Below are 26,976 nucleotides of genomic sequence, written 5' to 3'. Positions count from 1 at the left end.
GCATCTTCCGCCGATCCCGGTGCAGCCCGAATCGAATGACGTCAATCGCCGCTGCCGTCCTCACGCTGGAGCGGCAACGCTGAAAGAGCTCAGTGTTCGCACGGCACCCAGGGCCCGTTCTTCCTGTCAGGGGATCTCAGGCCGGGAGCTAGCCGAGTCGGCAGGGCGCGGTGGGTGTCGGTCAGCTCACCCTCGGGACGCCATTTCCGCGCCGAGCGGACTGCTGCTCCGTCTCGCGAAGGCATACGCATCAATCCGCTGAACGAACAGATCCCAAGAAAACGGGATCCGTCTGCCCGGCGAAATGCATGGAGCCAGCACCGCTTACGGAAACCCATTCCGTCCCCCACCGCACGACGTCGAACGTCAGGAAATGGGGAACCAGGTCGAGAGGCGCTTGGCGATGAACGGTACATCGATGTTGTCCTGCGCGACTTCCTCGACGAACGGGCCGGCAACGGAGACGGGTGGCGGGGCGGTACTGGCGCTGACGCCGTTGAACCGCAGGAAGACACGCATGGCGAGCCAAGCGGTGCGCTTGTTGCCGTCGATCAGCGCGTGATTGCGGGCGACGGAGTGCAGCAGTGCCGCAGCCTTCTCGTGCAGCGTGGGATACAACTCGGCCCCGAACACGTTCGTCCGGGCACGCTCGATCGCCGACACCAGCAGGCCCATGTCACGCACGCTGTGCTCGGTACCGTTGACCGCGCGGGCGATGGCCAGGATCTCGTCGATCTGGATATAGCGCACTACGGTCACTTCAGGTAGTCCAGAATCTCCGCATCGCTATCCATGAGTTCAGCCAAGACGTCATCGACCTTCAGCTCGGCCCGGTTCTGGGCGTCACGGATGGCCTCAATGGCAAGTTCCTGCTTGCTGCGGCCCTCCCGACGAGCCCGCTCGGTGAGCTTCGCGTCAAGGTCGTCGGGGAGGCGGAGTGTCATCGCCATGCAGAGATGATACCAGGCCGGTATCAAAGGGCGCGGTCGGGTCGCTCTCGGCTCCAGGAGCGTGAGGCCAGGATGGTCGTTCGCACCGCCGCCGCGGAGGCGCAGCAGAGGCTTCCACTTCGAGCGTCATACGAGCGTCAAGAATCTCCGAAAGAGCCTCTGAAGGCGTCGCCGATGGCAGCACCTCGCTCACGAATTTGCAGGTCAGAAGGCTCCCAAAGATCGGTCCGTCCGCTCGAACCGCTATACGGAGGGGAACAGGTCGAACCATCTACCCGGGCCGCAAAACCGCAGGTCAGGAACCCTTGACAGCGGGCTCAAGAATCGCCACGCACTCCACATGATGAGTCATCGGAAACAGATCGAACGCCCGAAGCATCCGCACCCGATACCCGCCCTCACGGAAATACGCCAGGTCCCGGGCCAGGGCGGCGGGGTCGCAGGCTACGTAGGCGATGCGGCGGGCGCCGAGGGAGGTGAGGTGGGCGACTGTGTTGCGGCCCGCGCCGGCCCTCGGCGGGTCGAGGACGATCAGGTCGACGTCCGTGATGCCCGTGCGCGGCAGGACCGACTCGACCTTGCCCTGTTCGATGCGGACCCGGGGGAAGTCGGCGAGGTTGTGCCGCGCGTCCTCCACCGCCCGCTTGCCGGACTCGATGCCGAGGACCGCGCCCTTCTCGCCGAGGCGGTCGGCCAGCGCCCCCGCGAACAGGCCCACTCCGCAGTAGAGGTCCAGGGCCATCTCGCCCTTGCGCGGGAGGAGGCCTTGCATGACCGCCGTCACCAGGGTGTCCGCCGCCTTCGGGTGGACCTGCCAGAAGCCGCCGCCCGCGACCCGGTGGGTACGGCCGTCGGCGCGCTCGCGGACGAAGGGGCGGCCATGGACGCGGTGGACGCCGCCGGACTTCTCGTCGACGCGGAGGACGGAGACCGGCTTGTCCAGTTCGACCAGGGGGAGGCGGCCGCCGGGGCGCGGGGTCAGGATCACCTGGCGGTCCTGCGAGCCCGTCGCCGCGATCGCCTCGACCGACTCCATGCCGGTCCAGTCCCGCCGCTCGATCCCCAGCTCGCTGACGCCCTCCGCCGCGATCATGCAGTGGTCGATGCGTTCCACCTCGTGCGAGCGGTGGCGGCGCAGGCCCGCGTGGCCCTCGGCGTCCACGGCGTACTGGACGCGCGTGCGCCACTGCGGGACCTGGCCGGCGGGCAGCTTGTCGCCCTCGGCCGGCATGACCGTGCCGTCCCAGCCGGCCTCCTCGGGCGTGAGGCCCGCGAGCCGCTTGAGCTGCTCGGCGATCACCTCGCCCTTGAGACGGCGCTGGGCGCCCGGCTTGGCGTGCTGCCAGTCGCAGCCGCCGCAGCGGCCGGGGCCGGCGAAGGGGCAGGGGGCCTCGACGCGGTCCTTGGAGGGGTCGAGGATCTCGACGGCGTCCGCGCGCAGGAAGCGGGCGCCCTGCTCGCCCTCGGTGACCCGGGCGACCACCCGCTCGCCCGGCAGCGCGTGCCGGACGAACAGGACCTGGCCCTCGGTCGTACGGGCAATGCAATGGCCGCCGGGGGCGACGGGGCCGATCTCGACCTCGTACTCCTCGCCCACCAGAGACTTCGTCGGTTCTGCCTGCATGGCGGGGTGACTCCAGATCCAGGAAGGGAAACGGCCGCAAACCGGTGGGCCGGACAACAGCCCACCAGTCTACGGCCTCGCCGCCCCGACTCGGTCGTCAGTCCTTGGTCGCCGACGGCTGTTTGGGCCGTTCCGCGGCCGGGCCGCGCCGGACGGCACCCGGTGCGTTCCACTCCTGCCGCTTGCGGGCGCGCAGCTTGGCCGCCTCCGAGGAGGCCAGCTGGTAGGGCACGGAGGTGACCATCACGCCGGGCGTGAACAGCAGGCGGCCCTTCAGGCGCAGGGCGCTCTGGTTGTGCAGCAGGTGCTCGTACCAGTGCCCGACCACGTACTCGGGGATGATCACCGAGACCGCGTCGCGCGGGGACTCCTTGCGCAGGCCCTTGACGTACTCGATCACCGGGCGGGTGACCTCGCGGTACGGCGAGTCCAGGACCTTCAGCGGTACGTCGATACCGCGCCGCTCCCACTCCTCACGCAGCGCCTTGGTCTCCGTCGCGTCGACGTTGACCGTGAGAGCCTCCAGGCCGTCCGAGCGCATCAGCTTGGCGTAGGCGAGGGCACGCAGGGCGGGGCGGTGGATCTTCGAGATCAGCACCACCGAGTGCACCCGCGACGGGCGGACCAGGTCGTCGTCCGGTTCCTCGGGGGCCGCGAGTTCCTCGGCGACGCCGTCGTAGTGCTTACGGATCGCGGTCATGGTCGCGTAGAAGAGACACATGCCGAGCAGCGCCACCCAGGCGCCGTGCGTGAACTTGGTGACCAGGACGACGACCAGCACCAGGCCGGTGAAGAAGGCGCCGAACGCGTTGATCGCGCGGGAGCGGATCATGTGGCTGCGCTTGGCCGGGTCCTTCTCGACCGCCAGGTGGCGGTTCCAGTGCCGGACCATGCCGGTCTGGCTGAGCGTGAAGGACACGAACACGCCGACGATGTACAGCTGGATGAGGCGGGTCGAGTCGGCGCCGTAGATGACCGTCAGCAGGGTCGCGGCGCCCGCGAGCAGCACGATGCCGTTGGAGAAGGCGAGGCGGTCACCGCGGGTGTGCAGCTGGCGCGGCAGGTAGCGGTCCTGGGCGAGGATCGAGCCGAGCAGCGGGAAGCCGTTGTACGCCGTGTTCGCCGCCAGGAACAGGACCAGGGCCGTGGCCGCGGCCAGGACGACGAACAGGAAGCTGCCCTTGCCGAAGACCGCCTCGGCGACCTGGGAGATCACCGGGTTCTGGACATAGCCGGAGCCGAGCGGGTGGCCGTTGTGGAGCAGGTCGGTGGCCGGGTTCTCGGCCATGCGGACCTTGGTCGTCATGGCGAGGACGATGATGCCGCAGAACATGGTGACGGCGAGCCCGCCCATCAGCGCGAGCGTGGTCGCCGCGTTCTTCGACTTGGGCTTGCGGAAGGCCGGGACGCCGTTGGAGATGGCCTCGACGCCGGTGAGCGCGGCGCAGCCGGAGGAGAAGGCGCGCAGCAGGAGGAAGACGAGGGCGAAGCCCGCCAGACCCTGGTGCTCGGCCTTGATCTCATAGGACGCCGTCGGTGCGTGCATGGTGTCGCCGAGGACCATGCCCCGGAACGCGCCCCACGCGATCATGATGAAGACGCCGCCGACGAACACGTACGTCGGGATCGCGAAGAGCTTGCCGGACTCCTTCACGCCGCGCAGGTTCATCAGCGTCAGCAGCACGATCACGGCGACCGCGCACAGCACCTTGTGCTCGACCACGAACGGTATCGCCGAGCCGAGGTTCTCGATGCCGGAGGCGATGGAGACGGCGACGGTGAGGACGTAGTCGACGAGCAGGGCGCTGGCCACGGTCAGGCCCGCCCTGGGGCCCAGGTTGGTGGTGGCGACCTCGTAGTCTCCGCCGCCGCTCGGGTACGCGTGGACGTTCTGGCGGTAGGAGGCGACCACGGTGAACATCAGCACGACGACCGCTACGGCGATCCAGGGGCTGAAGTGGTACGCCGACACGCCCGCGATGGACAGGACCAGCAGGACCTCACCCGGTGCGTAGGCGACGGAGGACAGCGGGTCGGAGGCGAAGACGGGGAGTGCGATGCGCTTCGGCAGGAGCGTTTCGCCCAGCCGGTCACTGCGCAGTGCGCGCCCGATCAGGATCCGTTTGGGCACGTCGGTCAGTTTGGACACGACAGAGGATCGTAAAGGCTCGAACAGGAACTGGCCCACCCGGTGTCTGAGATCTGCCTCACGAGTGAAATCACGGGCGCACTGAACTGCGGTTTCCGTGGTCCGCGCGCTCCCCGTGCCTAGATGGCAGATCCCGCCTGTCATCGCACTTCGGAGGTGCCATGCCCGCGACCGCGGAGCTGATCGGGGCCATGCTCGCCCTTCTCGCCCTCGGAATCCTGACCCTGTGCAGCGTGCGCAGTATCACGCGGCGGCGCCCGCCGCCCGTGATCGTCGACACTGACCGCTGACGCTGCCGCGCGTGATCACCTGCCGATCGCCGGCATTGCTCACGGGTGATCGCATACGGATCGCCGACGCTGGTCACGCGCATGATCGCGGACCGTGATCACGGCCAACCGGCGCACGGGGGTGCCCACCCCCCGGCGCCCGTGTGTAGCTTTGGGCGTCGGTCTGAGACCCTGATGCTGAGCTGTAACTTTTGGACACCGGAAGGACGGTCGTGCACATCGTCATCATGGGCTGCGGAAGAGTGGGTTCCGCTCTTGCCCAGACCCTGGAGCAACAGGGGCACACGGTCGCCGTGATCGACCAGGACCCCACCGCCTTCCGCCGGCTGGGCCCGGGATTCGGCGGTCGCCGGGTCACCGGTGTCGGCTTCGACCAGGACACCCTGCGCGAGGCAGGCATCGAGGAGGCCGGCGCCTTCGCCGCCGTCTCCAGCGGTGACAACTCCAACATCATCTCCGCCCGGGTGGCCCGCGAGATGTTCGGCGTGGAGAACGTGGCCGCCCGCATCTACGACCCGCGCCGCGCCGAGGTCTACCAGCGCCTGGGCATCCCCACCGTGGCGACGGTGCGCTGGACCGCCGACCAGATGCTGCGCCGGCTGCTGCCGTCGGGCGCCGAGCCCCTGTGGCGCGACCCCACCGGCGGAGTCCAGCTCGCCGAGGTGCACACCTCCGCGAAGTGGGTCGGCCACAAGATCAGCAAGCTGCAGGAGGAGACGGGGGTCCGCGTGGCCTTCCTGACCCGCCTGGGCGAGGCGATCCTGCCGACCTCCCAGACAGTGCTGCAGGAGGGCGACCTCGTGCATGTGATGATGCGGCCGGACGACGTGGACAAGGTCGAAGCGGCGTTCGCCCAGGGCCCGGAAGAGGAGGGCGGTCACTGATGAGGGTCGCCATTGCCGGAGCCGGCGCAGTCGGCCGCTCGATCGCGGGCGAGCTGCTGGAGAACGGCCACGAGGTCCTGCTCATCGACAAGGCCCCGACCGCCATCTCGGTGGAGCGGGTGCCCCAGGCGGAGTGGCTGCTGGCCGACGCCTGCGAGATCACGTCCCTGGACGAGGCGGCGCTGCAGCGCTGCAACGTCGCCATCGCCGCGACCGGCGACGACAAGGTGAACCTCGTCGTCTCGCTGCTCGCCAAGACGGAGTACGGCGTCCCGCGCGTCGTCGCCCGCGTCAACAACCCGAAGAACGAGTGGCTGTTCAACGAGGCCTGGGGCGTGGACGTGGCCGTCTCCACCCCGCGTCTGATGTCCGCCCTGGTCGAGGAGGCGGTGAGCGTCGGCGACCTGGTCCGGCTGCTGCGCTTCAGCCACGGCGACGCCAACCTCGTCGAGCTGACCCTGCCCGAGGAGTCGGCCCTGGCCGGCACCCAGGTCGGCGACGTGGAGTGGCCCGAGGACACCTCCCTGGTCACGATCATCCGCGGGACCCGTGTGCTGACCCCGTCCAAGGAGGACTCCCTGGAGGCGGGCGACGAACTCCTCTTCGTGGCGGCGCAGGCCCGGGAGGAGCAGCTGGAGGAGTTGCTGTCGGTGCGGCGCGAAGAAGGCTGACCGCACGGGAAAAGGGCGCCCTTGATGCTGAGGGCGCCCTTTCGCTTTCCGGCCTGCCGAGTCGTTCGCTTTCCGGCCTACCGAATCGTTCGCTTTCGGCCTACCGAGTCGGGTGACGGGCGGGCAAGGTCCCGGGGGTCCGGGTCCGGGTGCGGAGCCCCCGGGGACGGTCAGTCCTGCCGACGGTGCCGACCAGCCGCCTCCGCGGCCGCCGCCTTCCTCTCCTCGGCCGCCTTCTCCTCCGCCTCCATCTCCGCGAACACGTCGATCGGCGCGGGCGCCTTCGCGAGGAAGACCCAGGTGAGCCAGACCGCCAGCAGGAACGGCGGGATCTTCAGGGCGACCAGGACCCAGCCGAGCTTGGCGGTGTCGGACCACCAGTAGAGCGGGAAGAGGATCGCGCACTTGGCGAGCAGGATCAGGCCCCAGGCCCAACTCGCCTTCGCGTAGGCCTTCTTGCGGCCGGGGTTGCGGGTGCGCCAGGAGAGGTTCTCCTTGAAGACCGGGCCGAGGATGAGACCGATCAGGGGCACACCGGCGAGGGTCGTGACGATGTACGCCAGCGCCAGGCCCAGCGTGTAGAGCATGCCCGGGAGGTAGAAGTCCTTGGCGTTGCCGGTGAACATCGCGAAGACGACACCGAAGGCCACGCCGAAGACGCCGCTGAAGGCGTGCTTGACGGTGTCCTTCATGAGGAGCCGGACCACGACCAGCACCAGGGAGACGGCCAGCGCGGCGATCGCCGACACGTGCAGGTCCTTGTCGACCGTGAAGATCGCGACGAAGAGCAGGCCCGGCACGACCGTCTCGACCATGCCGCGGACACCGCCGAACGCCTCGAACAGGGCTGCCTCGGTCACCGCCCGGGCGTCGTCCGGCTGTGCCTGAGCGGCGTCTTGGGTCGGCTTGTCGAGGGACGTCACCGGCTACTCCCGTCCGAGGGGTCGCAGTTCGTATTTCGGGTTGAACAGCACCCGGCGGCCCCGGCTCATCGAGATCCGGCCCGATGCGATCAGCTTGCGCCCCGGTTCTATGCCCACGATGGAACGCCTGCCGAGCCACACCACGTCCAGCGCCGCGGAGCCGTCGAACAGCTCGGCCTCCAGGGCCGGGACTCCGGCGCGGGGACGCAAGGTGACCGTGCGCAAGGTACCAGTTACGGTCACGATCTGCCGGTCGTGGCAGTCACCGATCTTCGTGCAGCCCGCCGTCTCGGCGTCCTCGCGCAGCTCCTCGGACTCCAGGTCGTCCTGCGACGAGGAGAGCCGGTCGAGCATGCGCCGGAACCGGCCGGCCGGCTTTTCGGAACGAGGAACACCACTCATACCTGAAGCGTACCGGGGCCCGCCGACACCGCCGTGGCCCAGCTCACCGCGGAGTCCGGACCACCGCGGAGTCCGGACCACCGCGGAGTCCGGCTCACTTCTCGAACCGGTAACCCATCCCCGGCTCCGTGATGAAGTGCTTCGGGTGCGCCGGGTCCGTCTCCAGCTTGCGGCGCAGCTGGGCCATGTACACGCGCAGGTAGTTGGTCTCGGTGCCGTACGACGGCCCCCACACCTCCTGTAGCAGCTGCTTCTGGCTGACCAGCCGGCCGGTGTTGCGGACCAGCACCTCCAGCAGATGCCACTCGGTCGGGGTGAGCCGGACGTCCTTGCCGGCGCGGTTGACCTTCTTCGCGGCCAGGTCGACGGTGAAGCCCTCCGTCTCCACGGTCGTCAGGTCGTCCTCGCCGGGCCCGACCGGCTCGGCCCGGCGCACGGCGGCCCGCAGCCGGGCCAGCAGCTCGTCCATGCCGAAGGGCTTGGTGACGTAGTCGTCGGCGCCCGCGTCGAGCGCCTCCACCTTCTCGTCGGAGGAGTGCCGGGCGGACAGCACCAGGATGGGCACGCGGGTCCAGCCCCGCAGGCCCTTGATCACCTCGACGCCGTCCATGTCGGGCAGACCCAGGTCGAGCACGACCACGTCGGGGTGGCGGGAGGCGGCGAGTTCGAGGGCGGTCCTGCCGTCGGGGGCCGCGTCGACCTCGTACTTGCGCGCCTTGAGGTTGATCACGAGGGCGCGCACGATCTGCGGCTCGTCGTCGACCACGAGCACCCGGGTCATAGGGTCTGCCTTTCTGGTTCTGCGAGGTCCTCCCCGACGGAAGACTCTGCGGTGTCCTCCGCGACGGAAGGCTCTGCGATCTCCTCCCCGGCGGGAGGCGCTACGGCGTTCTCCGCTGCCGGAGGCGCTACGGTCTTCTCCGCTGCCGGAGGCGTTACTGCAGGAGGCTCTGCGGTCTTCTCCGCGGCCGCGAGCGGCTCGGGGCGCGATCCTGCCGCGCGGAGGCTGAGGACCATGGTGAGTCCGCCGCCCGGCGTGTCCTCGGCGTTGAGGGTGCCGCCCACGGCCTCCGCGAAGCCCCGGGCGACGGCGAGACCGAGCCCGACCCCGGCACCGCGCGGAGCGTCCCCGTACCGCTGGAAGGGCGCGAAGATCCGGTCCTTGGCCTCGTCCGGCACCCCCGGCCCACGGTCGACCACACGCACCTCGACCCGGTCGGCGATGGCGCTGGCGGAGACCAGCACGGGCCGCCCGCGCGGGCTGTACTTGACGGCGTTCTCCACCAGGTTGGCCACGGACCGCTCCAGCAGCCCCGGGTCGACCTGGACCATCGGCAGCGTCTCGGGCACCTCCAGCTCGACGCTGTCCTCGGGTACGCCGCCCAGGGCCATCGGGACGACCTCGTCCACGTCGATCTCGCGGATCAGCGGGGTGACCGTACCGGTCTGCAGGCGGGACATGTCGAGGAGGTTGCCCACGAGGTGATCGAGCCGGTCGGCGCCCTCCTCGATGCCCTCCAGCAGCTCCGCCTGGTCCTCCTCGGACCAGGCCACGTCGTCGGAGCGCAGCGAGGAGACGGCGGCCTTGATGCCGGCCAGGGGGGTGCGCAGATCGTGGCTGACGGCGGCCAGCAGGGCGGTGCGGATGCGGTTGCCCTCGGCGAGCGCACGGGCCTGGTCGGCCTCCTCCTGCAGGCGCCGGCGGTCCAGGGCCACGGCGGCCTGCGCGGCGAAGGCGGCGAGCACCCGGCGGTCCTCGGCGGGCAGTACCCGGCCGGTGAGCGCGAGCGCCATGTGGTCGCCGACGGGCATGTCGACGTCGGCGTCCTCGGGCCGCTCCAGCGGGCGCCCGAATCCGGCGCGCCCGGCGCAGGTCCACGGCTCGACGTCGCTCGCGCGCTCCAGCAGCGCGGCCGACTCCATCGCGAAGGTCTCCCGGACCCGCTCCAGCAGCTCCTCCAGGCTGGTCTCGCCGCGCAGCACGTTCCCGGCGAGGAAGGACAGTATCTCGGACTCGGCGCGCAGCCGGGCGGCCTGATGGGTGCGCCGGGCCGCGAGGTCCACCACCGAGGCCACGGACACGGCCACCCCGACGAAGATCGCGATGGCGACCATGTTCTTCGGGTCGGCGATGGTCAGCCGGTGCAGGGGCGGGGTGTAGAAGTAGTTCAGCAGCAGCGAGCCGAAGGCCGCCGAGGCCAGCGCGGGCAGCAGGCCGCCGAGCAGCGCGGCTGCGACGGTGACGGACAGGAACAGCAGCATGTCATTGGCGAGGCCGAGGTCGATGCTGTTCAGCAGCACCGCGAGGATCATGGGGCCCACCAGGCCGACCGCCCAGCCCCAGAGGATCCTGGCCCGCCCGAGCCGTGCACCGCGCGCCACCGGCAGTCCGCGGCCCTTGGCGACCTCGTCGTGGGTGACGATGTGGACGTCGAGGTCGGAGCCGGAGTCGCGGGCGACCGTGGCGCCGACACCGGGCCCGAAGACGTACTGCCAGGCCTTGCGGCGCGAGGAGCCGAGCACGATCTGGGTGGCGTTCACGCCCCGCGCGAAGTCCAGCAGGGCGGCCGGTATGTCGTCGCCGACCACCTGGTGGAAGGTGCCGCCGAGGTCTTCCACGAGGGTCCGCTGAAGGGCCAGTTCCTTGGGCGAGGCCGAGGTCAGGCCGTCGCTGCGGGCTATGTAGACGGCGAGCACCTCGCCGCCGGCGCCCTTCTCGGCCAGGCGGGAGGCACGCCGGATCAGGGTGCGGCCCTCGGGGCCGCCGGTGAGCCCGACCACGATCCGCTCGCGCGAGCCCCAGATCCGGGAGACCCGGTGCTCGCTGCGGTAGGCGTTCAGGTACTCGTCGACGCGGTCGGCCACCCAGAGCAGGGCCAGCTCGCGCAGTGCCGTGAGGTTTCCCGGGCGGAAGTAGTTGGACAGGGCCGCGTCGACCTTGTCCGGCTTGTAGATGTTGCCGTGCGCCATCCGGCGCCGCAGCGCCTGGGGTGACATGTCGACCAGCTCGATCTGGTCGGCACGCCGTACCACCTCGTCCGGGACGGTCTCGCGCTGCCGTACCCCGGTGATCGACTCCACGACGTCGCCGAGTGATTCCAGGTGCTGGATGTTGACGGTGGAGATCACGTCGATGCCGGCGGCGAGGAGTTCCTCGACGTCCTGCCAGCGCTTGGCGTTGCGCGAGCCGGGGACGTTGGTATGGGCGAGTTCGTCCACCAGGGCGACGGCCGGGGCACGCCGCAGGACGGCGTCCACGTCCATCTCGCCGAAGGTGGTGTCCCGGTACTCCAGCCGCCTGCGCGGCACCTGCTCCAGGCCGTGCAGCATCACCTCGGTGCGCGGCCGTTCATAGTGCTCGACGAAGGCCACGACACAGTCGGTGCCCCGCTCCACGCGGCGATGCGCCTCGGAGAGCATGGCGTAGGTCTTGCCCACGCCGGGGGCCGCACCGAGGTAGATCCGAAGCTTGCCGCGTGCCATGGCTCCATTGTCTTCCGGTCCTGCTTGCGTACGCAGCGTCGACCTTACGGCCAACAAACACGGCAAACGGGACAGGGGGACGGTCGGCGGGCAACTTTGACGCAACTCTGATGAGACGGCCGACGGTGGGCGGCACCGTGCCGGACCTGCCCGTTCAGTGCTGGACGCGTTCTCCGTCGCGGGGTTCCGCGGTTGGCGAGGGCGCGGGCGACGGCGACCCTCCCCCAGTGCCTCAAGGGCCTGGCGGTACCCCCAGCCGCCGACCGCCGGACAGCTCGCCGGGCCGCAGCGCCGCATGGCCGGGCCAGCCCGAGAAGGGACAGGAGCAGCTCGACGCGTTCCTCGCGGTCTCGCGGTCTCGCGGTCTCGCGGTCTCGCGGTCTCGCGGTCTCGCGGTCTCGCGGTCTCGCGGGGAGGCTCGGCGCAGCCGCAGTGGTACGCCGACGTTCTCGGCCGCCGTGAGGACGGGAATGAGCCCGAAGGACTGGAAGCCGAACCCGATCCGGTCCCGGCGCAGCCCCAGCAGCTCGCGCTCGCCCAGCTCCCCCAGCAACCGCCCGTCCACCTCGACCCGCCCCCGGTCAGGCATACCAAGGGGAGCGACCAACCACCCGCGGACCCGCATACGGCGACGGCAGGCTCGCTCAACGGCCCGACACCGAAAAAACGGGCCGCGCCCCTCAAAGGCACGGCCCGTGTATCGCTGCTGAAGCCGTCAGCGGACCTCGGTGATCTCCGGGCCGCGCTGGAGCTGACCCATGCCGCCGGAGAAGCGCGAGCCCTCCTCCTGCTGGACGCCCTCGGGGACCATCTGAGCGTCGTTGGGCAGCTTGAGGACGATCGGGTCGCGGGGCGCCATCGGGCCCTCGCCGCGCACCACAACCGTGTCGCGGAAGATCTGCTCCAGCAGACCGGCGGCCTGCGGCTGCACGGCGCCCTGGCCGGAGATCACACCGCGCAGGAACCAGCGCGGGCCGTCCACGCCGACGAACCGCACGACCTGGAAGCCGCCCGTGCCGTCCGGCAGCTGCACCGGAACCTGGGCGCGCAGCTCCCAGCCGAGCGAGCCCTCGACCTCGTCGACGATGCCACCCTGCTGGGTGATGCCGGACGCGATCTCCTCGCGGACCTCGCCCCAGATGCCCTCGCGCTTGGGCGCGGCGAACGCCTGGAGCTGGATGGCGCTGTCACGCAGCACGACGGTCGCGGCGACGATCGCGTCACCGGCCACCTCGACCCGCAGTTCCATGCCGTCCACGCCGGGGACGAACAGCCCGCCGAGGTCCACGCGCCCCTCGGCCGCGTCACGCACCTCATCGCTGTCCCACGGCCCATCGGGCCGGGGCTCGGGCTCCAGCCGTACGCGCTCGCGCTCGGCCTCTTCTCCCTCGTCCGCCTCGGTGTCGACGCTGTCGACGACCTGCTCGGCCTCGCCGGCCGCGTCCTCGGCGGCACCCTTCTTGTTGCGACGTCCGAACACGTCACTGTCCTTCCCGGTCGGATACAACCGAAGCGTATCGATTCCCACCCGTCGGACCGCCATCGGCGGCCCGACCGCTTGTGCCGCTCTCGTCGCCCACCGCGGCATGGCCACCGGTGGACCCGAAGCCCCCTTCGGCCCGCGCGGAGCCGGGAAGTTCCGCGACCTCCTGGAAGCGGACCCTCTCGACCTGCTGGACGACCAGTTGGGCAATCCGGTCGAAGCGCTCGAACCGCACGCTCTCGCGCGGGTCGAGATTCACCACGATCACCTTGATCTCCCCACGGTACCCGGCATCAACCGTCCCTGGGGCATTCACCAGGGCGACACCGCAGCGGGCGGCGAGGCCGGAGCGTGGATGCACGAAGGCCGCGTACCCCTCGGGCAGGGCGATCGACACCCCCGTGGGCAGGACGGCCCGCTCACCGGGCTTCAGCTCGCACGCCTCGGTGGTGCGCAGATCGGCTCCGGCGTCCCCGGGGTGCTCGTACGCCGGAAGCGGTACGTCCGGATCGACGCGCCGGAGCAGCACGTTCAGGGGGTCACGCGTCACGGGTTCACCTCGAAGGCGCGGGCGCGGCGGAGCTGGTCCGGGTCGCTCATGGCGGCCTGGATCTCCTCCTCGCGGCCGTGGTCGATGAAGTGGTCGACCTTGACCTCGATGAAGAGGGCGTCGGCGCGCACGGCGACGGGTCCGCCGGGGCCGCCGATGCGCCCGGTGGCGGTGGAGTAGATCTTCCGCCCGGCCACCGCGGTGACCTCGGCCTCCAGGTGCAGGGTGGTGCCCACCGGGACGGGCCGCACGAAGTCGGTCTCCAGCCGGCCGGTGACGGCGATGGTGCGCAGCAGCCAGTTCAGCGAGCCGAGCGTCTCGTCGAGGGCCGTGGCCAGCACTCCGCCGTGTGCGAGGCCCGGGGCGCCCTGGTGGGCGGCCTGGACGGTGAACTCGGCGGTCAGCGAGACACCTTCACCGGCCCGGGCCTCCAGGTGCAGCCCGTGCGACTGCCCGGGGCCACATCCGAAACAGTGTTCGTAGTGGGCGCCAAGAAGTTCCCCGGGCGCGGGCGCCTCGGGGTGCCGTACGGGTTTCACCGCGTCGGCGGGGGGCTGAAGACGTGCGGAACTACCACTCACAGCCGCAGACCTTACCCGCCCGCCCGTCACCCACCACCGCCCTACTCGACAGCACTCCATACGCCGAACCCCTTGACCGCCCGTCACCCACCACCGCCCTGCCCGGCGGCGCTTCGCGCTGGCTCCCCCTGATAGCGGCCGTCCACGGATCCCGTGCCAAGCTTGGCCTCATGCAGCTCGCCGCCACCCCTTACGAAGAACGCCTCACCGCCCCCCGCTCGTGGTGGCTGATCAGCTTCCTCGTGGGCGTCTCGTGCGCCCTGATCCTGCTCCCCTTCGGCACCCTGCCGCTGCTCGGCGGCCTGGTCGGCGGTACGGCCGCGGCGGCGGTGGTGGCCAGCGCGTACGGCTCGCTGCGCATCCGTGTCGTGGGTGACTCGCTGATCGCGGGCGAGGCGAAGATCCCGGTGTCGGCGCTGGGCGAGGCGGAGGTGCTGGACGCGGAGGAGGCCCGCGCCTGGCGGACGTACAAGGCCGACACCCGCGCCTTCCTGCTGCTGCGCGCCTACATCCCCACGGCGCTGAAGGTGGAGGTCACGGACCCGGAGGACCCGACGCCGTACCTGTATCTGTCGACGCGGGAGCCGGAGAGGCTGGCGGCGGCGATCGAGACGGCCCGCAAGGCGAACGCCTAGGTCTCTACGGCCTCTGCGGCGTCTCTGGGCGGACGCCTAGGCCTCTTCGGGGAAGTCGCGGACCTTGAGCGGCTCGGCCGGCATCTCCAGCGGCGGAAGCTCCTCCAGCTCGTCCCAGGGGACCTGGATCTTGCGCAGGTCGGTCCGGATGCGGGCGGCGAGCTTCTTGGTGTCCCGGCGGTTCATGACCGCACCGACCGCCGCGCCCACCATGAACGGCATGAGATTGGGCAGGTCACGCACCACGCGCTTCATGATCTGCTGACGCAGTTCGCGCTTCATGTGGCCACCGAGGGCCGTGTCGTACGTCGACGGCTTCAGCACGTCGACGCCGCGCTCCCCCGCCCAGGAGGACAGATACGCGGTGCTGCGGGCCTTCAGGTTCCCCCGCGGTCGGACGCCGTAGACCTCGTGGAGTTCGGCGACGAGCTTCAGCTCGATAGCGGCGACCCCGGTGATCTCCGCGGCCAGCTCGGTCGGCATGGCCGGCGGCACCGGCAGCATCGCCGCCGCACCGATCCCGGCTCCGACCGTAGAGGTCCCTGCCGCGGCGCCCGCCACGAGCTTGTCGGCGAGCTGTTCGGGCCCGAGGCCCGGGAAGTGCCTGCGCAGAGTCGCGAGGTCGCGTACCGGGACACGCGGGGCGATGTCGATGATGCGGTCCGCGAGGTAGGACAGGCCCGCGCGGGCGCGGCTGCCACCCCTGCGGACCCCTTCCCGGGCCATGTCCCGGGCTCTGTCACGCATCACCGCGGCCCGTCGCCGAGCGACGGGCGCGGGCTGCTGCACCGGCTCCGGGTGGTCGGCCCGGTCGGTCGCCGGTCCGAGCGGGGCCACCACTCCGGGTGAGCCCCGCTCGTCGTCACGCGCGCTGTACAGGCCGTCGGACGGCCCTTGGCCCGCTTCCCCGAGGGAGAAGCGGTGCTTCCGGGGAGGGGTCGAGCCAGTCATGGCCGACCCGACCTCAGTCGCAGTCGCGGCAGATCGGCTGGCCGTTCTTCTCACGGGCCAGCTGGCTGCGGTGATGCACCAGGAAGCAGCTCATGCAGGTGAACTCGTCCTGCTGCTTCGGCAGCACTCGGACGGCCAGCTCCTCGTTCGAGAGATCGGCGCCGGGCAGTTCGAGGCCTTCGGCGGCCTCGAACTCGTCGACGTCCACCGACGAGGTGGACTTGTCGTTCCGCCGGGCCTTCAGCTCTTCGAGACTGTCCGAGTCGACGTCGTCGTCGGTCTTGCGTGGAGTGTCGTAATCGGTTGCCATATTCGCTCTCCCCCTCTGGGTGTCTGCGGTGTCTCCAGCGCACGTAACGCGTGAGAGGCCGGACTTGTGCCCGACCTGAGGCGGAGATTTTGCCTCACATCAAGGTCTGTTACTCAATCGACACCCAACCCGACCCCTCAAGAGTGATCGACTTGGATGGCGGAGAGGACCGTACACGGTTCGAATGCCGCACCTCAAAGGCGCCTCACCGTGTACTTCCCGTGATCAAGAGCCCTGAAAACCAGGACTTTCCACGCTTTGTGCCCTGTTTCATGATCACGGAGAGTACATGGCTGAAAATCCGTCCATGTGATCGATCACACAACAGGAAGCCCATTCGGCGGCTGAAAAATTCCGCGCGAAGCGAACATACTCCGCGTGTGTCGGTCCCGATCACCGTGACCTGGTCACTGATCACAGCGGCAGGGTGACCCGGATCACCAGACCGCCTCCCTCATGGGGCCGCGCCGCGATGTGGCCGCCGTGCGCGCGGGCCACGGACCGGACGATGGACAGGCCGAGACCCACACCCTTGTCGCTGCCCGTGCGCTCCGTGCGGAGCCGCCTGAAGGGCTCGAAGAGGTTGTCGATCTCGTAGGCCGGCACCAGTGGCCCGGTGTTCGTGACGGTCAGCACCGCCTGCCCGTGCTCGACGTCGGTGGTCACCTCGACCCAGCCGCCCTCCCGTCGCCCGCCGCCGCCCTTCTGGAAAAGCGCTTCGCGCTGCACGTCCTCATGGACCACGTTGTACCGCACCGCGTTCTGCACCAGGTTCAGCGCGATCCGTTCCAGCAGCACGCCGTTGCCCTGCACCACGGCGGGCTTGCGCTCGCCGCGGATCTTCACGCCCTTGGCCTCGGCCTCGGCATGCACCTGGTCGATGGCCTGGGTGGCGACCTCGGCCAGGTCGACCGGCTTGCGCTCGACGATCTGGTTGTCGCTGCGGGCGAGCAGCAGCAGGCCCTCGACCAGCTGCTCGCTGCGTTCGTTGGTGGCCAGCAGCGTCTTGCCCAGCTGCTGCAGCTCCACCGGCGCGTTCGGGTCGGAGAGGTGCACTTCCAGCAGCGTGCGGTTGATCGCGAGCGGGGTGCGCAGTTCGTGGGAGGCGTTGCCGACGAAGCGCTGCTGGGCGGTGAAGGCCCGCTGCAGCCGCTCCAGCATGTCGTCGAAGGTGTCCGCCAGCTCCTTCAGCTCGTCGTCCGGGCCGTCCAGCTCGATCCGGCGGGACAGGTCCGAGCCGGCCACCGCGCGGGCGGTGCGGGTGATCCGGCCGAGCGGGGACAGCACCCGGCCGGCCATCGCGTAGCCGAACGCGAAGGCGATCACGGCGAGGCCCAGCAGGGCCAGCAGCGAGCGGCTGAGCAGGTCGTCCAGGGCGTGCTGGCGCTGCTGGTTGACGCATTCGTTCATCGCGCTGTTCAGCTCGGACGCCGACGGCTGGGACGGGAAGTTGCAGCTGCTGCTGCCCACCGAGCCGGAGAGGATCTTGAAGGGCAGCTCGCTGCCCACGTTCAGCGCGTGTGCGGCCAGCAGGTAGATGATCGACAGCAGCAGGATGCCGGCGATCAGGAACATGCCGCCGTACAGCAGCGTGAGCCGTATGCGGATGGTCGGGCGCAGCCACGGGAAGGGGGGCTGTGGCCTCCTGGGGTCCCAGGTGGGCTTCGGTGGCGCCGCCTGGGGCGGCGCGGGTGTCGCGGCCATGGCGGATCAGATCCGGTAGCCGGAGCCGGGGACGGTGACGATCACCGGCGGCTCGCCGAGCTTGCGCCGCAGGGTCATCACGGTGACACGCACCACGTTGGTGAACGGGTCGGTGTTCTCGTCCCAGGCCTTCTCCAGCAGCTGCTCGGCCGAGACCACGGCACCCTCGCTGCGCATGAGCACCTCCAGCACCGCGAACTCCTTGGGCGCGAGCTGGATCTCCCTGCCCTCGCGGAAGACCTCGCGGCGGTTGGGGTCGAGCTTGATCCCGGCGCGCTCCAGGACCGGCGGCAGGGGCACGCTCGTACGGCGGCCGAGGGCGCGCACTCGCGCGATCAGCTCGCTGAACGCGAAGGGCTTGGGCAGATAGTCGTCAGCGCCGATCTCCAGGCCCTCGACGCGGTCGCTGACGTCGCCGGAGGCCGTGAGCATGAGCACGCGCGTGGGCATGCCCAGCTCGACGATCTTGCGGCAGACGTCGTCGCCGTGCACGAGCGGGAGGTCGCGGTCGAGGACGACCACGTCGTAGTCGTTGACGCCGATGCGCTCCAGGGCGGCCGCACCGTCGTACACGACGTCGACGGCCATGGCCTCCCGGCGCAGTCCGGTGGCCACCGCATCGGCGAGCAGCTGCTCGTCCTCGACGACGAGTACGCGCACGTCGCTTGTCCTTCCTCATGTCCACCCGCGTAGCGCGCCGTGAGCACGTGCGGGCAGGGGTGTTCGTGGAGTGTGACCTCCATCCTGCCCTTTTCGGCCGTAAGTCGGCTGTAAGGCGGGTTGCGGGCCGCACGGATCAGCGTTCCGGAGGGGAATACGAGATTTTCTCCTCCGGTTGAGGTTTCCGGGCAGGGGAGCGGGGGGAGGACGGCTTTACACCCCGCGATCACGCTCTGCATGTGCCGCAGCACCATGCGGTACGTTGCTCTCCGCTTCGGCAGAGTGGGCGCGGGTGTCCGGCACCGTCGCCGCCCGGCAGGGCAGCGCTGGGCACCTGCGAGAGACGTGATCGCCCCTTCCCAAACGGCACACCCCCGTGCCACCGACCCACGACCCAGGACGAGGGGGCGCAGCATGGACGCTTTCACCGCAGGACTTCTGCAGCGCATAAGGGCGACCGAGTCCGACCTGTCGCGGGCTCGTGACGAGGGTGACGACTTCCTCGTCGAAGTGGAGCAGGCCGAACTCGACGACCTGCGACGCCTCGCCGCCGAACACGGTGTGGAGGTCGGCGCGTCACGCGTCTGATCGGCCCGGCAGCGCAAGAAGGGACCCCGGCGAATCCAGCGCCGGGGTCCCTTTGCGTGGTGGTGCCGAGCCCGCCTCGGCCCCCGCTCAGTCGTGCCAGGCTCCGAAGTCCTCCAGCAGCCGCTGGAGGGGCTCGAAGACCCCCGGCGACCCCGCGACGGTCAGTTCCCGCGACGGCCGCTCCCCGGGCCGCCCGCCGACCAGCGCGCCCGCCTCCCGGGCGATCAGGTCACCGGCGGCGAAGTCCCACGCGTTGAGCCCCCGCTCGTAGTACCCGTCGAGCCGGCCGCAGGCCACGTCGCACAGGTCGACCGCCGCCGACCCGCTGCGCCGGATGTCCCGCAGCAGCGGGATCAGCCGGCCGGCCACCTCGGCCTGGTGGGCGCGGACCTCTGTGACGTAGTTGAAGCCGGTGGAGACCAGCGCCTGGTCCAGCGGGGGCGCGGGACGGCAGGCGAGCGCCCGCTCGCCCTCCCATGCGCCCGTCACCCACGCACCGGCACCGCGCACGGCCTGATAGGTCTCGCCTCGCATCGGAGCCGCGACGACTGCGGCGACCGTCTCACCGTCCTGCTCGGCCGCGATGGACACCGCCCAGGTCGGCAGGCCGTAGAGGTAGTTCACGGTGCCGTCGAGCGGGTCGATCACCCAGCGGATGCCGCTGGTTCCCTCGCTGGAGGCGCCCTCCTCGCCGAGGAAGCCGTCGTCGGGCCGCCGGCCGGAGATCAGGTCGGTGATCAGCTTCTCGGCCGCGATGTCCATCTCGGTGACGACGTCGATCGGGCTGGACTTGGTCTTCGCCACGGCCAGGTCGGCCGGGCGGCCGTCCCGCAGCAGCTCTGCGGCCCGGCGGGCGGCCTCCTGGGCCAGCTCCAGCAGTTCCCGGTGCAGGGGGTCGGTCACGGGTCTCCTCACGCGTAGGGGCTGTCGGCACCGGCGGCGGCCGGGTGGGGCGCACGGGCGGGGCAGCAGCCGACCGGGCAGAGGTTGTGGCTCGCGCCCAGCGCACCCAGGGCGCACGGGGTGACCTCCTGGCCGCGCTCCACGGCGGCGCGCTCGGTGATCAGCTCGCGGACGGCGGCGGCGAACCGCGGGTCGGCGCCCACGGTGGCCGAGCGGCGCACCGGCAGGCCCAGCTCCTCGGCCTTGGCCTTGGCCTCGGTGTCGAGGTCGTAGAGGACCTCCATGTGGTCGGAGACGAAGCCGATGGGCGCCATGACGACGGCCGGGGCGCCTGCGGCGTGCCGCTCCTCCAGGTGGTCGCAGATGTCCGGCTCCAGCCACGGGATGTGCGGGGCGCCGGAGCGGGACTGATAGACGAGCCGCCAGGGATGGTCGACGCCGGTGCGCTCGCGGACGGCGTCGGCGATCAGCTGGGCCACGTCCAGATGCTGCTCGACGTAGGCGCCGCCCTCCCCATGGGTCTCGACGGGGCCGGAGGTGTCGGCGGCGGAGGTGGGGATGGAGTGCGTGGTGAAGGCGATGTGGGCGCCCGCGCGGACCTCCTCGGGGAGGTCGGAGAGGGAGCGCAGCACACCGTCGATCATGGGCTCGACGAAGCCGGGGTGGTTGAAGTAGTGCCTCAGCTTGTCGATCCGCGGCAGCTCCAGGCCCTCGGCCTCCAGCGTGGCCAGCGCGTCGGCGAGGTTCTCGCGGTACTGGCGGCAGCCCGAGTAGGAGGCGTAGGCGCTGGTGGCGAGGACCAGGATGCGGCGGCGGCCGTCGGCGACCATCTCGCGCAGGGTCTCCGTCAGATACGGCGCCCAGTTGCGGTTGCCCCAGTAGACCGGCAGGTCCAGGCCGTGGTCGGCGAAGTCCTTGCGGAGGGCGTCCAGCAGGGCGCGGTTCTGGTCGTTGATGGGGCTGACCCCGCCGAACAGGAAGTAGTGACGGCCGACTTCCTTCAGGCGTTCCTTGGGGATGCCGCGCCCCCGCGTGACGTTCTCCAGGAACGGGACCACGTCGTCCGGGCCTTCGGGGCCGCCGAAGGAGAGCAGGAGCAGGGCGTCGTACGGGGTGGCATCGAGCGCGTCTGGCATGTCTCGATCCTGCCACCCGCCCCTGACAGCCGGGGAACAGCGGGGTGACGAGTCGGGTTCCAGTTGGTTTATACCGGTTTTTTCCACGGTCATTCGGGGTGCGCTGAGGGTCGCCTAACTCGTAAGCTCTATCAGCCGCATTCGCGCCTTACCCAGCCGCTTCGGAGACCACGTGCCCAGCCCTTACAGAGCCCTGTTCGACGCGCCCGGCACCAAGGCGTTCTCCGCCGCGGGACTCCTCGGCCGGATGCCGCTGTCGATGATGGGCATCGGCGTGGTCACGATGATCTCCCAGCTGACCGGACGGTACGGGCTCGCGGGCGCGCTGTCGGCCACCATGGCGCTGTCCGCCGCGGCGATCGGCCCGCAGATATCCCGGCTGGTCGATCGGCACGGACAGCGCCGTGTGCTGCGCCCGGCGACCCTGGTGGCCCTCGCGGCGGCGGCCGGGCTGCTGCTCACCGCGCACCTGAAGGGTCCGGACTGGGTGCTGTTCGTGTGCGCGGCGGGGATCGGCTCGGTGCCGAGCCTGGGCGCGATGGTCCGGGCCCGCTGGGCGGCGCTGTACCGGGGCACCGAGAAGCTGCACACCGCCTACTCGTTCGAGTCGGTCGTCGACGAGATCTGCTTCATCTTCGGCCCGATCATCTCCATCGGGCTGTGCACGGTCTGGTTCCCGGAGGCCGGACCGCTGCTCGCCGGCTGCTTCCTTGCGGCCGGCGTCTTCTGGCTCACCGCCCAGCGCGCCACCGAGCCGGAGCCGCACCCGCGCGAGCAGCACGGCGGCGGTACGGCGCTGCGCTCGGCCGGGCTGCAAGTGCTGGTGGCCACCTTCGTGGCGACCGGCGCGATCTTCGGGTCGGTGGACGTGGTCACCGTGGCCTTCGCCGACGAGCGCGGCCACAAGGGCGCGGCCAGCTTGGTCCTGGCGCTGTACGCGGCCGGTTCCTGTGTGGCCGGAGTGGTCTTCGGGCTGCTGCGGCTGGCCGGGGCGCCGGAACGCCGCTGGCTGCTGGGCGTGGCGGCGATGGCCGTGAGTATGATCCCCCTCCTACTGGTCGGAAACCTGCCGCTTCTGGCCGTGGCGCTGTTCGTTGCGGGGCTGTCCATCGCACCGACGATGATCACGACGATGTCCCTGATCGAAGAGCACGTACCTCGCGCGCGGCTCACCGAGGGCATGACCTGGGTGAGCACCGGCCTCGCGGTCGGTGTCGCGCTCGGCTCGTCCGTGGCCGGCTCGGTGATCGACGCAGCCGGGGCGCGGGCCGGGTACGGGGTTCCGGCCGTGTCCGGGGCCGCCGCGGTCGCGGTCGGTTTCCTCGGGTACCGCCGGCTGCGCAGGCCGGCCGCGGGTCGGGGAGGCACCGTTGAGCAGCACAGCGAGCGGGAAGAACGGCACCTGGCGTAACTGGGGCGGGAACGTCTCCGCCCGGCCCGCCCGGCAGGTGGCGCCGGCGTCCGTGGAGGAGCTGGCGGAGGCGGTGCGGCGGGCCGCCGAGGACGGCCTGAAGGTGAAGGCGGTCGGGACCGGCCACTCCTTCACGTCGATAGCGGCCACCGACGGAGTGTTGATCCGCCCTCAACTGTTGACGGGCATACGCAGGATCGACCGTGAATCCATGACGGTCACGGTGGAGGCCGGCACCCCGCTCAAGAGACTCAATGCGGCTCTCGCGCGCGAGGGTCTGTCGCTCGCCAACATGGGCGACATCATGGAGCAGACCGTCTCCGGGGCGACCAGCACCGGCACGCACGGCACGGGCCGCGAGTCCGGATCGATCGCCGCCCAGATCAAAGGACTTGAGCTGGTCACGGCGGACGGCTCGGTCCTCACCTGCTCCGAGAAGGAGAACCCCGAGGTCTTCGCGGCGGCCCGCATAGGGCTCGGCGCGCTCGGCATCGTCACCGCGATCACCTTCGCCGTGGAGCCGCTGTTCCTGCTCAACGCGCGCGAGGAACCGATGCCCTTCGACCGGGTCCTCGCAGAATTCGATCAACTGTGGGCGGAGAACGAGCACTTCGAGTTCTACTGGTTCCCGCACACCGGCAACACCAACACCAAGCGGAACAACCGCAGCGCCGGACCCGAGCAGCCCGTGGGGCAGCTGGCCGGCTGGTTCGAGGACGAGTTCCTCTCCAACGGCGTCTTCCAGGTGGCCCAGTGGGTCGGCCGCGCCGCCCCCGCCGCCGTTCCCGCCATCGCGCGGATCTCCAGCAAGGCGCTGTCCGCGCGGACGTACACGGACATCCCCTACAAGGTCTTCACCTCGCCGCGCCGGGTGCGCTTCGTGGAGATGGAGTACGCCGTCCCCCGCGCGGCTCTGACTCAGACGCTGCGCGAGCTGAAGGCCATGGTCGAGCGCTCGGGGCTGCGGGTCAGCTTCCCCGTCGAGGTGCGCACCGCCCCGGCCGACGACATCACCCTGTCGACCGCCTCCGGCCGGGACAGCGCCTACATCGCCGTCCACATGTTCCGTGGCACGCCGTACCAGGCCTACTTCACCGCCGCCGAGCGGATCTTCACCGCGCACGAGGGCCGGCCGCACTGGGGCAAGGTGCACACCTGGGACGCCGAGTACTTCGCGCGTGTGTACCCGCGCTTCGGCGAGTTCACTGCGCTGAGGGACCGCCTGGATCCGGAACGGCTGTTCCAGAACGACTACTTGCGGAGGGTTCTGGGGGCGTAGGCGTCGTGGCGGACCCGCTGGGCGCGGGGGTCGGCGATCCGCTCGGGCCGCCGCTCGGTCCGTCGCCCGGCTCCGCGCTCGGGGAGCCGCCTGGCGTCGGGGTCGCGTCATGGGTCCTACCGCCGCCGGTGTCGGGCGCCGGGTGCTCCCGGGACCGCCTGCCCGAAGGGGGCGGATCCTCATCGGACTCGGAAGGCGAGCGGGATGTGGAGGAGCCCGCGCCCCGGCCGGTGACCGCGTCACTGACCGTCGTGCCCGTGCCGCCGCTGAAGCTGCTGCCGGACACCAGCTCGTACGTCGTGATCCCGGCCATGGTCACCCCGAACACGAGGGCGGCCGCGACCACCGGCCGGCGCCAGCTCTTCACACGCGCGCGATAGACGGTGCCCTGGCTGAACTCGCCCGGCACCGGCGGCATGGGTTCCCTGGGGCGGGTGGTGACCGTCGCCTCCCTCAGCTGCTCCCCGGTCCGCCTGAAGAAGTGCTGGAACAGCGTGCCCCCGCAGGTGGCGACGGTGCTGACGACTCCCGCGCCGAGGATCGTGCCGTACACCCCGAAGTACGACGCCAGTTTGGCCGCCACCACCGCGGCCAGGGCGCCGCCCGCGACCTGGGGGACGCTCAGGTCGATCCGCTTGCGACCCGAATGGGGCGTTTCACGCATACCCGGAACTTGCCTGCCTTTCCCGTACACGGTCGACATTGGTCGACCGACTGCACGAGATAGGGACGTACAGTCGAAACCATTAGTTCCGTTTCTGTGGATTGCGTGAACTACGCCACGTTCGTGATCTGCGAAACCGGTTGCCAGAGGCCAAGTCGCAGCCCTTGCCAGAAGTTGGGCGGCGCGCCCATCCACGCACATGGTCCAAATGGAGTACTGTTGCGAGCCCTGGGTCCGGTCTCCCACCAGGGTGTCCGCGGCCTTGCAGGACCGCCGGGAGGGGGGCTAGTTGCACAGGGTGACAGAGTTGGTCACTTTGCGTTGCGAACAGGTAACCGTGCCATAACGGCGGTCCAGGGCCCGTGCCCGACACGCCGGGCAACTCGGCAAGGTTGTGGCAGGCTGCACCCGGGCAGGCCACACTCGACTAGCGGAAGCAGCGACGCACGTGACGTCGGCAGGCACCACCCGGGAGGTCCCCATGCCCGAACTGCGTGTCGTGGCCGTCTCGAATGACGGCACACGGCTGGTGCTGAAGGCTGCCGACGCAACGGAGTACACGCTTCCGATCGACGAGCGCCTGCGCGCCGCCGTGCGTGGCGACCGGCCGCGCCTCGGCCAGATCGAGATCGAGGTCGAGAGCCATCTGCGCCCGCGTGACATCCAGGCGCGTATACGCGCAGGTGCCACCGCGGAAGAGGTCGCCCAGCTCGCCGGCATCCCGGTCGACCGGGTACGGCGCTTCGAGGGCCCGGTGCTGGCCGAGCGCGCCTTCATGGCCGAGCGCGCCCGCAAGACCCCGGTCCGCCGCCCCGGCGAGAACTCCGGGCCGCTGCTCGGCGAGGCCGTCCAGGAGCGGCTGCTGGTGCGCGGCGTCGAGAAGGACTCCGTGCAGTGGGACTCCTGGCGCCGCGACGACGGCACCTGGGAGGTCCTCCTTGTCTACCGGGTCGCGGGCGAACCGCACTCGGCGAGCTGGACGTACGACCCGCCCCGGCGGCTCGTCCAGGCCGTGGACGACGAGGCGCGCTCGCTCATCGGCGAGTCCGACGACCTCGCCGTGCCCGAGCCGAGCTTCCCGTTCGTGCCGCGCATCGCCCGCCTCCCGCGCGAGCGTTCGATGGACCGCGCGCTCGACCGGAGCGAGCGGGAGCGGCCGAGCCTGCCCGCGCAGCCGTCCGAGCCCGCCGAGGAGAGCACGGGCGAACGGGACTCGCTGACCAGCCTGCTGGAGGCCGTACCGAGCTTCCGGGGCGACCTGGTGGTGCCGGAGCGCCCGTCGGAGACGCCGGAGGAACCCACCGAGGAACCGGCCGCCGAGGAACCGCCGGCCCCCGCCGCCTCGGCCGGTTCGGCCTACGCGGACGTCCTCATGCCGCGCTCCGTGGGCAGCCACCGCGACCGGCTCATCGGCGCGACCGACCGCCAGGCCGAGGCCGACGGCGTCCGTCCCGGCCGCCGAGCCGCCGTGCCGAGCTGGGACGAGATCGTGTTCGGCACCCGCCGCAAGAAGCAGGAGTAACCGGCCCCGCGGAAACGGAGAAGTGGGGGCACGCGTGCGTGCCCCCACTTCGGCCTGCCGTCACTGCGGGCCCGCCGTCCGGCTGCCGTTACTGCGGGTCCGCGCCCACCGCCACCGGACGGGACGGGTCCGAGGACCACTCGGACCAGGAACCCACGTACAGGGCCGCCGGAATGCCGGCCACCGCGAGCGCGAGGACCTCATGGGCTCCGGAGACGCCCGAGCCGCAGTACACACCCACCTCCGCGTCCGCGGACACGCCCAGGGCCTTGAAGCGGTCCCTCAGCTCCGCCGCGGGCAGGAAGCGGCCGTCGGGACCCACGTTCTCCGTCGTCGGCGCCGACACCGCGCCCGGGATGTGCCCGCCGACCCGGTCGATCGGCTCCACCTCGCCGCGGTACCGCTCCCCCGCACGCGCGTCCAGCAGCACACCCGCACGGGCCAGCGCCGCGGCCCCGTCCGCGTCCAGCAGCCCCGCCGCCGGCGCCGGCCGGAAGTCGCCCTCGGCCGCCTCCGGCACCCATGTGGACAGCTCGCCCTCCCAGGACGGCAGACCGCCGTCCAGGACCCGCACATCCGGGTGACCCGTCCAGCGCAGCAGCCACCAGGCGCGCGCGGCCGCCCAGCCCTGGCCGCCGTCGTACACGACCACCGGGCGGCCCGCCGACACACCCGCACGGCGCATCGCGGCGCCGAACTCCGCGAGGTCCGGCAGCGGATGACGGCCGTGTTCCCCGGGCGCGCCGGCCAGTTCCCGGTCCAGGTCGACGAAGACCGCGCCGGGGATGTGCCCGGCCTCGTACTCGGCCCGCCCGTCGAAGGCCGGGGCGCCCGCCGCCTTGGCCAGGCTCAGCTGCCAGCGCACGTCCAGCAGCACCGGAGGGCGGTCCCCGGTCAGTTCGTGGGCGAGTTCGGTTGCGGTGATGATGGCTCTCATGGCGTCCATCCATACGCCAGGGGTGGCCGCGGCGTCCAGGTCCGGATACTCTGCTCGGCCGGACAGGCTCGATCACGAGGCGTAGGGGATCGAGCACGAGCTGTACAGCCGGCGGACACCCGCCGGCCATCGTCAGGAAGCGGCGAAAGACGGCAGATCGGGCATCCTCCCGGAGATACAGCCGGGCGGCGGCGCTCAATCGCAGGCGGCGCCAAGGAGGATGCGGGCACCGGCACGGGCGTACCCGCCGCCGGCGTGGACACCCCTTCCGGGGAGCGGAAGCGAC

General features: G+C 70.8%; 27 protein-coding genes and 2 pseudogenes. 9 read left to right on the top strand and 20 right to left on the bottom strand.

The annotated features are described in order from the left end of the window. Positions 1 to 83, top strand: a pseudogene (locus AB0L75_RS32735) (IS5/IS1182 family transposase); the annotation flags it as partial. A 283-nt stretch (positions 84 to 366) separates the two neighbouring features. On the opposite strand, the gene AB0L75_RS32730 reads toward AB0L75_RS32735, so the two are convergent. The 4 genes from AB0L75_RS32730 to AB0L75_RS32715 all read right to left on the bottom strand — a co-directional run bounded on the left by AB0L75_RS32730 (position 367) and on the right by AB0L75_RS32715 (position 4,723). Then, entirely contained in the window at positions 367 to 759 is a 393-nt protein-coding gene (locus AB0L75_RS32730) for a type II toxin-antitoxin system death-on-curing family toxin (RefSeq protein ID WP_365188322.1), read from the bottom strand. After that, positions 756 to 950, bottom strand: a complete 195-nt coding sequence (locus AB0L75_RS32725) for a ribbon-helix-helix protein, CopG family (protein ID WP_037672007.1) — start codon at positions 948 to 950, stop codon at positions 756 to 758. The genes AB0L75_RS32730 and AB0L75_RS32725 overlap by 4 nt, the downstream gene beginning before the upstream one ends. A 295-nt stretch (positions 951 to 1,245) precedes the next feature. Then, on the bottom strand, positions 1,246 to 2,574 hold the full coding sequence (locus tag AB0L75_RS32720; protein WP_365188319.1) for a TRAM domain-containing protein: 1,329 nt from the start codon (positions 2,572 to 2,574) through the stop codon (positions 1,246 to 1,248). Positions 2,575 to 2,671: 97 nt separating this feature from the next. Further along, positions 2,672 to 4,723 (bottom strand): APC family permease, encoded by a 2,052-nt coding sequence (locus tag AB0L75_RS32715; protein ID WP_365188316.1) that lies wholly within the window; start codon positions 4,721 to 4,723, stop codon positions 2,672 to 2,674. Positions 4,724 to 4,884: 161 nt separating this feature from the next. Here AB0L75_RS32715 and AB0L75_RS32710 point away from each other — a divergent pair, with 161 nt between their 5' ends. The 3 genes from AB0L75_RS32710 (at position 4,885) to AB0L75_RS32700 (ending at position 6,568) form a co-directional block, all read left to right on the top strand. Then, the gene (locus AB0L75_RS32710; protein WP_365188330.1) at positions 4,885 to 5,013 is read left to right on the top strand and encodes a hypothetical protein; all 129 of its coding nucleotides are present in this window, start codon (positions 4,885 to 4,887) and stop codon (positions 5,011 to 5,013) included. Between the two features lie 212 nt (positions 5,014 to 5,225). Beyond that, a complete protein-coding gene (locus tag AB0L75_RS32705; protein ID WP_053655270.1) occupies positions 5,226 to 5,897 on the top strand; it encodes a TrkA family potassium uptake protein in 672 nt (223 codons plus the stop codon). Continuing rightward, positions 5,897 to 6,568: a TrkA family potassium uptake protein gene (locus tag AB0L75_RS32700; protein WP_365188313.1), complete on the top strand. Its 672-nt coding sequence runs from the start codon at positions 5,897 to 5,899 to the stop codon at positions 6,566 to 6,568. Before AB0L75_RS32705 ends, AB0L75_RS32700 begins: the two co-directional genes overlap by 1 nt. A 170-nt stretch (positions 6,569 to 6,738) precedes the next feature. Here AB0L75_RS32700 and AB0L75_RS32695 read toward each other — a convergent pair whose 3' ends face one another. The 8 genes and pseudogenes from AB0L75_RS32695 to AB0L75_RS32660 form a co-directional block, all read right to left on the bottom strand. Beyond that, entirely contained in the window at positions 6,739 to 7,491 is a 753-nt protein-coding gene (locus AB0L75_RS32695) for a DUF3159 domain-containing protein (RefSeq protein WP_365188310.1), read from the bottom strand. A 3-nt stretch (positions 7,492 to 7,494) separates the two neighbouring features. Then, positions 7,495 to 7,893, bottom strand: coding sequence for an OB-fold nucleic acid binding domain-containing protein (locus AB0L75_RS32690; RefSeq protein WP_365188308.1), 399 nt, complete (start codon positions 7,891 to 7,893; stop codon positions 7,495 to 7,497). Positions 7,894 to 7,987: 94 nt separating this feature from the next. Beyond that, positions 7,988 to 8,674 (bottom strand): response regulator, encoded by a 687-nt coding sequence (locus tag AB0L75_RS32685; RefSeq protein WP_365188306.1) that lies wholly within the window; start codon positions 8,672 to 8,674, stop codon positions 7,988 to 7,990. Next, positions 8,671 to 11,376: an ATP-binding protein gene (locus AB0L75_RS32680; RefSeq protein ID WP_365188303.1), complete on the bottom strand. Its 2,706-nt coding sequence runs from the start codon at positions 11,374 to 11,376 to the stop codon at positions 8,671 to 8,673. The genes AB0L75_RS32685 and AB0L75_RS32680 overlap by 4 nt, the downstream gene beginning before the upstream one ends. 256 nt (positions 11,377 to 11,632) lie before the next feature. Then, positions 11,633 to 11,962 (bottom strand): annotated as a pseudogene (locus AB0L75_RS32675) (hypothetical protein); the annotation flags it as partial. A 129-nt stretch (positions 11,963 to 12,091) separates the two neighbouring features. After that, entirely contained in the window at positions 12,092 to 12,856 is a 765-nt protein-coding gene (locus AB0L75_RS32670) for a DUF3710 domain-containing protein (protein ID WP_365188301.1), read from the bottom strand. 1 nt (position 12,857) lies between these two features. Continuing rightward, positions 12,858 to 13,409, bottom strand: coding sequence for a dUTP diphosphatase (dut, locus tag AB0L75_RS32665; protein ID WP_365188299.1), 552 nt, complete (start codon positions 13,407 to 13,409; stop codon positions 12,858 to 12,860). Next, entirely contained in the window at positions 13,406 to 13,990 is a 585-nt protein-coding gene (locus tag AB0L75_RS32660) for a PaaI family thioesterase (RefSeq protein ID WP_365188296.1), read from the bottom strand. The genes dut and AB0L75_RS32660 overlap by 4 nt, the downstream gene beginning before the upstream one ends. A gap of 170 nt (positions 13,991 to 14,160) precedes the next feature. Here AB0L75_RS32660 and AB0L75_RS32655 point away from each other — a divergent pair, with 170 nt between their 5' ends. Further along, positions 14,161 to 14,625 (top strand): DUF3093 domain-containing protein, encoded by a 465-nt coding sequence (locus AB0L75_RS32655; protein ID WP_365188294.1) that lies wholly within the window; start codon positions 14,161 to 14,163, stop codon positions 14,623 to 14,625. Between the two features lie 36 nt (positions 14,626 to 14,661). On the opposite strand, the gene AB0L75_RS32650 is transcribed toward AB0L75_RS32655, so the two are convergent. The 4 genes from AB0L75_RS32650 to AB0L75_RS32635 all read right to left on the bottom strand — a co-directional run bounded on the left by AB0L75_RS32650 (position 14,662) and on the right by AB0L75_RS32635 (position 18,250). Next, positions 14,662 to 15,576, bottom strand: coding sequence for a hypothetical protein (locus AB0L75_RS32650; protein ID WP_365188292.1), 915 nt, complete (start codon positions 15,574 to 15,576; stop codon positions 14,662 to 14,664). 13 nt (positions 15,577 to 15,589) lie between these two features. Then, a complete protein-coding gene (locus AB0L75_RS32645) occupies positions 15,590 to 15,886 on the bottom strand; it encodes a DUF4193 domain-containing protein (RefSeq protein ID WP_003997302.1) in 297 nt (98 codons plus the stop codon). Positions 15,887 to 16,300: 414 nt separating this feature from the next. Continuing rightward, positions 16,301 to 17,590 (bottom strand): HAMP domain-containing sensor histidine kinase, encoded by a 1,290-nt coding sequence (locus AB0L75_RS32640; RefSeq protein ID WP_365188289.1) that lies wholly within the window; start codon positions 17,588 to 17,590, stop codon positions 16,301 to 16,303. Positions 17,591 to 17,596: 6 nt separating this feature from the next. Beyond that, the gene (locus AB0L75_RS32635; protein WP_351208943.1) at positions 17,597 to 18,250 is read right to left on the bottom strand and encodes a response regulator transcription factor; all 654 of its coding nucleotides are present in this window, start codon (positions 18,248 to 18,250) and stop codon (positions 17,597 to 17,599) included. Between the two features lie 414 nt (positions 18,251 to 18,664). On the opposite strand from AB0L75_RS32635, the gene AB0L75_RS32630 reads away from it, so the two are divergent. Beyond that, on the top strand, positions 18,665 to 18,838 hold the full coding sequence (locus AB0L75_RS32630) for a hypothetical protein (protein ID WP_023546087.1): 174 nt from the start codon (positions 18,665 to 18,667) through the stop codon (positions 18,836 to 18,838). A gap of 87 nt (positions 18,839 to 18,925) precedes the next feature. Here AB0L75_RS32630 and AB0L75_RS32625 read toward each other — a convergent pair whose 3' ends face one another. Both AB0L75_RS32625 and AB0L75_RS32620 read right to left on the bottom strand, forming a co-directional pair. Further along, entirely contained in the window at positions 18,926 to 19,741 is an 816-nt protein-coding gene (locus tag AB0L75_RS32625) for an inositol monophosphatase family protein (RefSeq protein ID WP_365188285.1), read from the bottom strand. A gap of 8 nt (positions 19,742 to 19,749) precedes the next feature. Further along, positions 19,750 to 20,877 (bottom strand): ferrochelatase, encoded by a 1,128-nt coding sequence (locus AB0L75_RS32620; protein WP_365188282.1) that lies wholly within the window; start codon positions 20,875 to 20,877, stop codon positions 19,750 to 19,752. 172 nt (positions 20,878 to 21,049) lie between these two features. Between AB0L75_RS32620 and AB0L75_RS32615 the strand changes: the two genes are divergently transcribed. Together AB0L75_RS32615 and AB0L75_RS32610 are read left to right on the top strand one after the other, a co-directional pair. Further along, a complete protein-coding gene (locus AB0L75_RS32615) occupies positions 21,050 to 22,288 on the top strand; it encodes an MFS transporter (RefSeq protein ID WP_365188280.1) in 1,239 nt (412 codons plus the stop codon). Beyond that, on the top strand, positions 22,248 to 23,567 hold the full coding sequence (locus AB0L75_RS32610) for a D-arabinono-1,4-lactone oxidase (protein WP_365188277.1): 1,320 nt from the start codon (positions 22,248 to 22,250) through the stop codon (positions 23,565 to 23,567). Before AB0L75_RS32615 ends, AB0L75_RS32610 begins: the two co-directional genes overlap by 41 nt. On the opposite strand, the gene AB0L75_RS32605 is transcribed toward AB0L75_RS32610, so the two are convergent. Further along, positions 23,491 to 24,231: a hypothetical protein gene (locus AB0L75_RS32605; RefSeq protein WP_365188275.1), complete on the bottom strand. Its 741-nt coding sequence runs from the start codon at positions 24,229 to 24,231 to the stop codon at positions 23,491 to 23,493. The genes AB0L75_RS32610 and AB0L75_RS32605 overlap by 77 nt on opposite strands. Before the next feature lie 481 nt (positions 24,232 to 24,712). Here AB0L75_RS32605 and sepH point away from each other — a divergent pair, with 481 nt between their 5' ends. Then, a complete protein-coding gene (gene sepH, locus AB0L75_RS32600; RefSeq protein WP_365188273.1) occupies positions 24,713 to 25,753 on the top strand; it encodes a septation protein SepH in 1,041 nt (346 codons plus the stop codon). Positions 25,754 to 25,841: 88 nt separating this feature from the next. Here the strand turns inward: sepH and AB0L75_RS32595 are convergent, their stop codons facing one another. Then, positions 25,842 to 26,690, bottom strand: coding sequence for a sulfurtransferase (locus AB0L75_RS32595; RefSeq protein WP_365188270.1), 849 nt, complete (start codon positions 26,688 to 26,690; stop codon positions 25,842 to 25,844). Between the last annotated feature and the right edge of the window lie 286 nt (positions 26,691 to 26,976).

Source organism: Streptomyces sp. NPDC052101, assembly GCF_040680235.1.
Classification (GTDB): Bacteria; Actinomycetota; Actinomycetes; order Streptomycetales; family Streptomycetaceae; genus Streptomyces.
The sequence above is the reverse complement of the archived record's forward strand: the minus strand, read 5'-3'. Positions and strand labels throughout refer to the sequence as shown.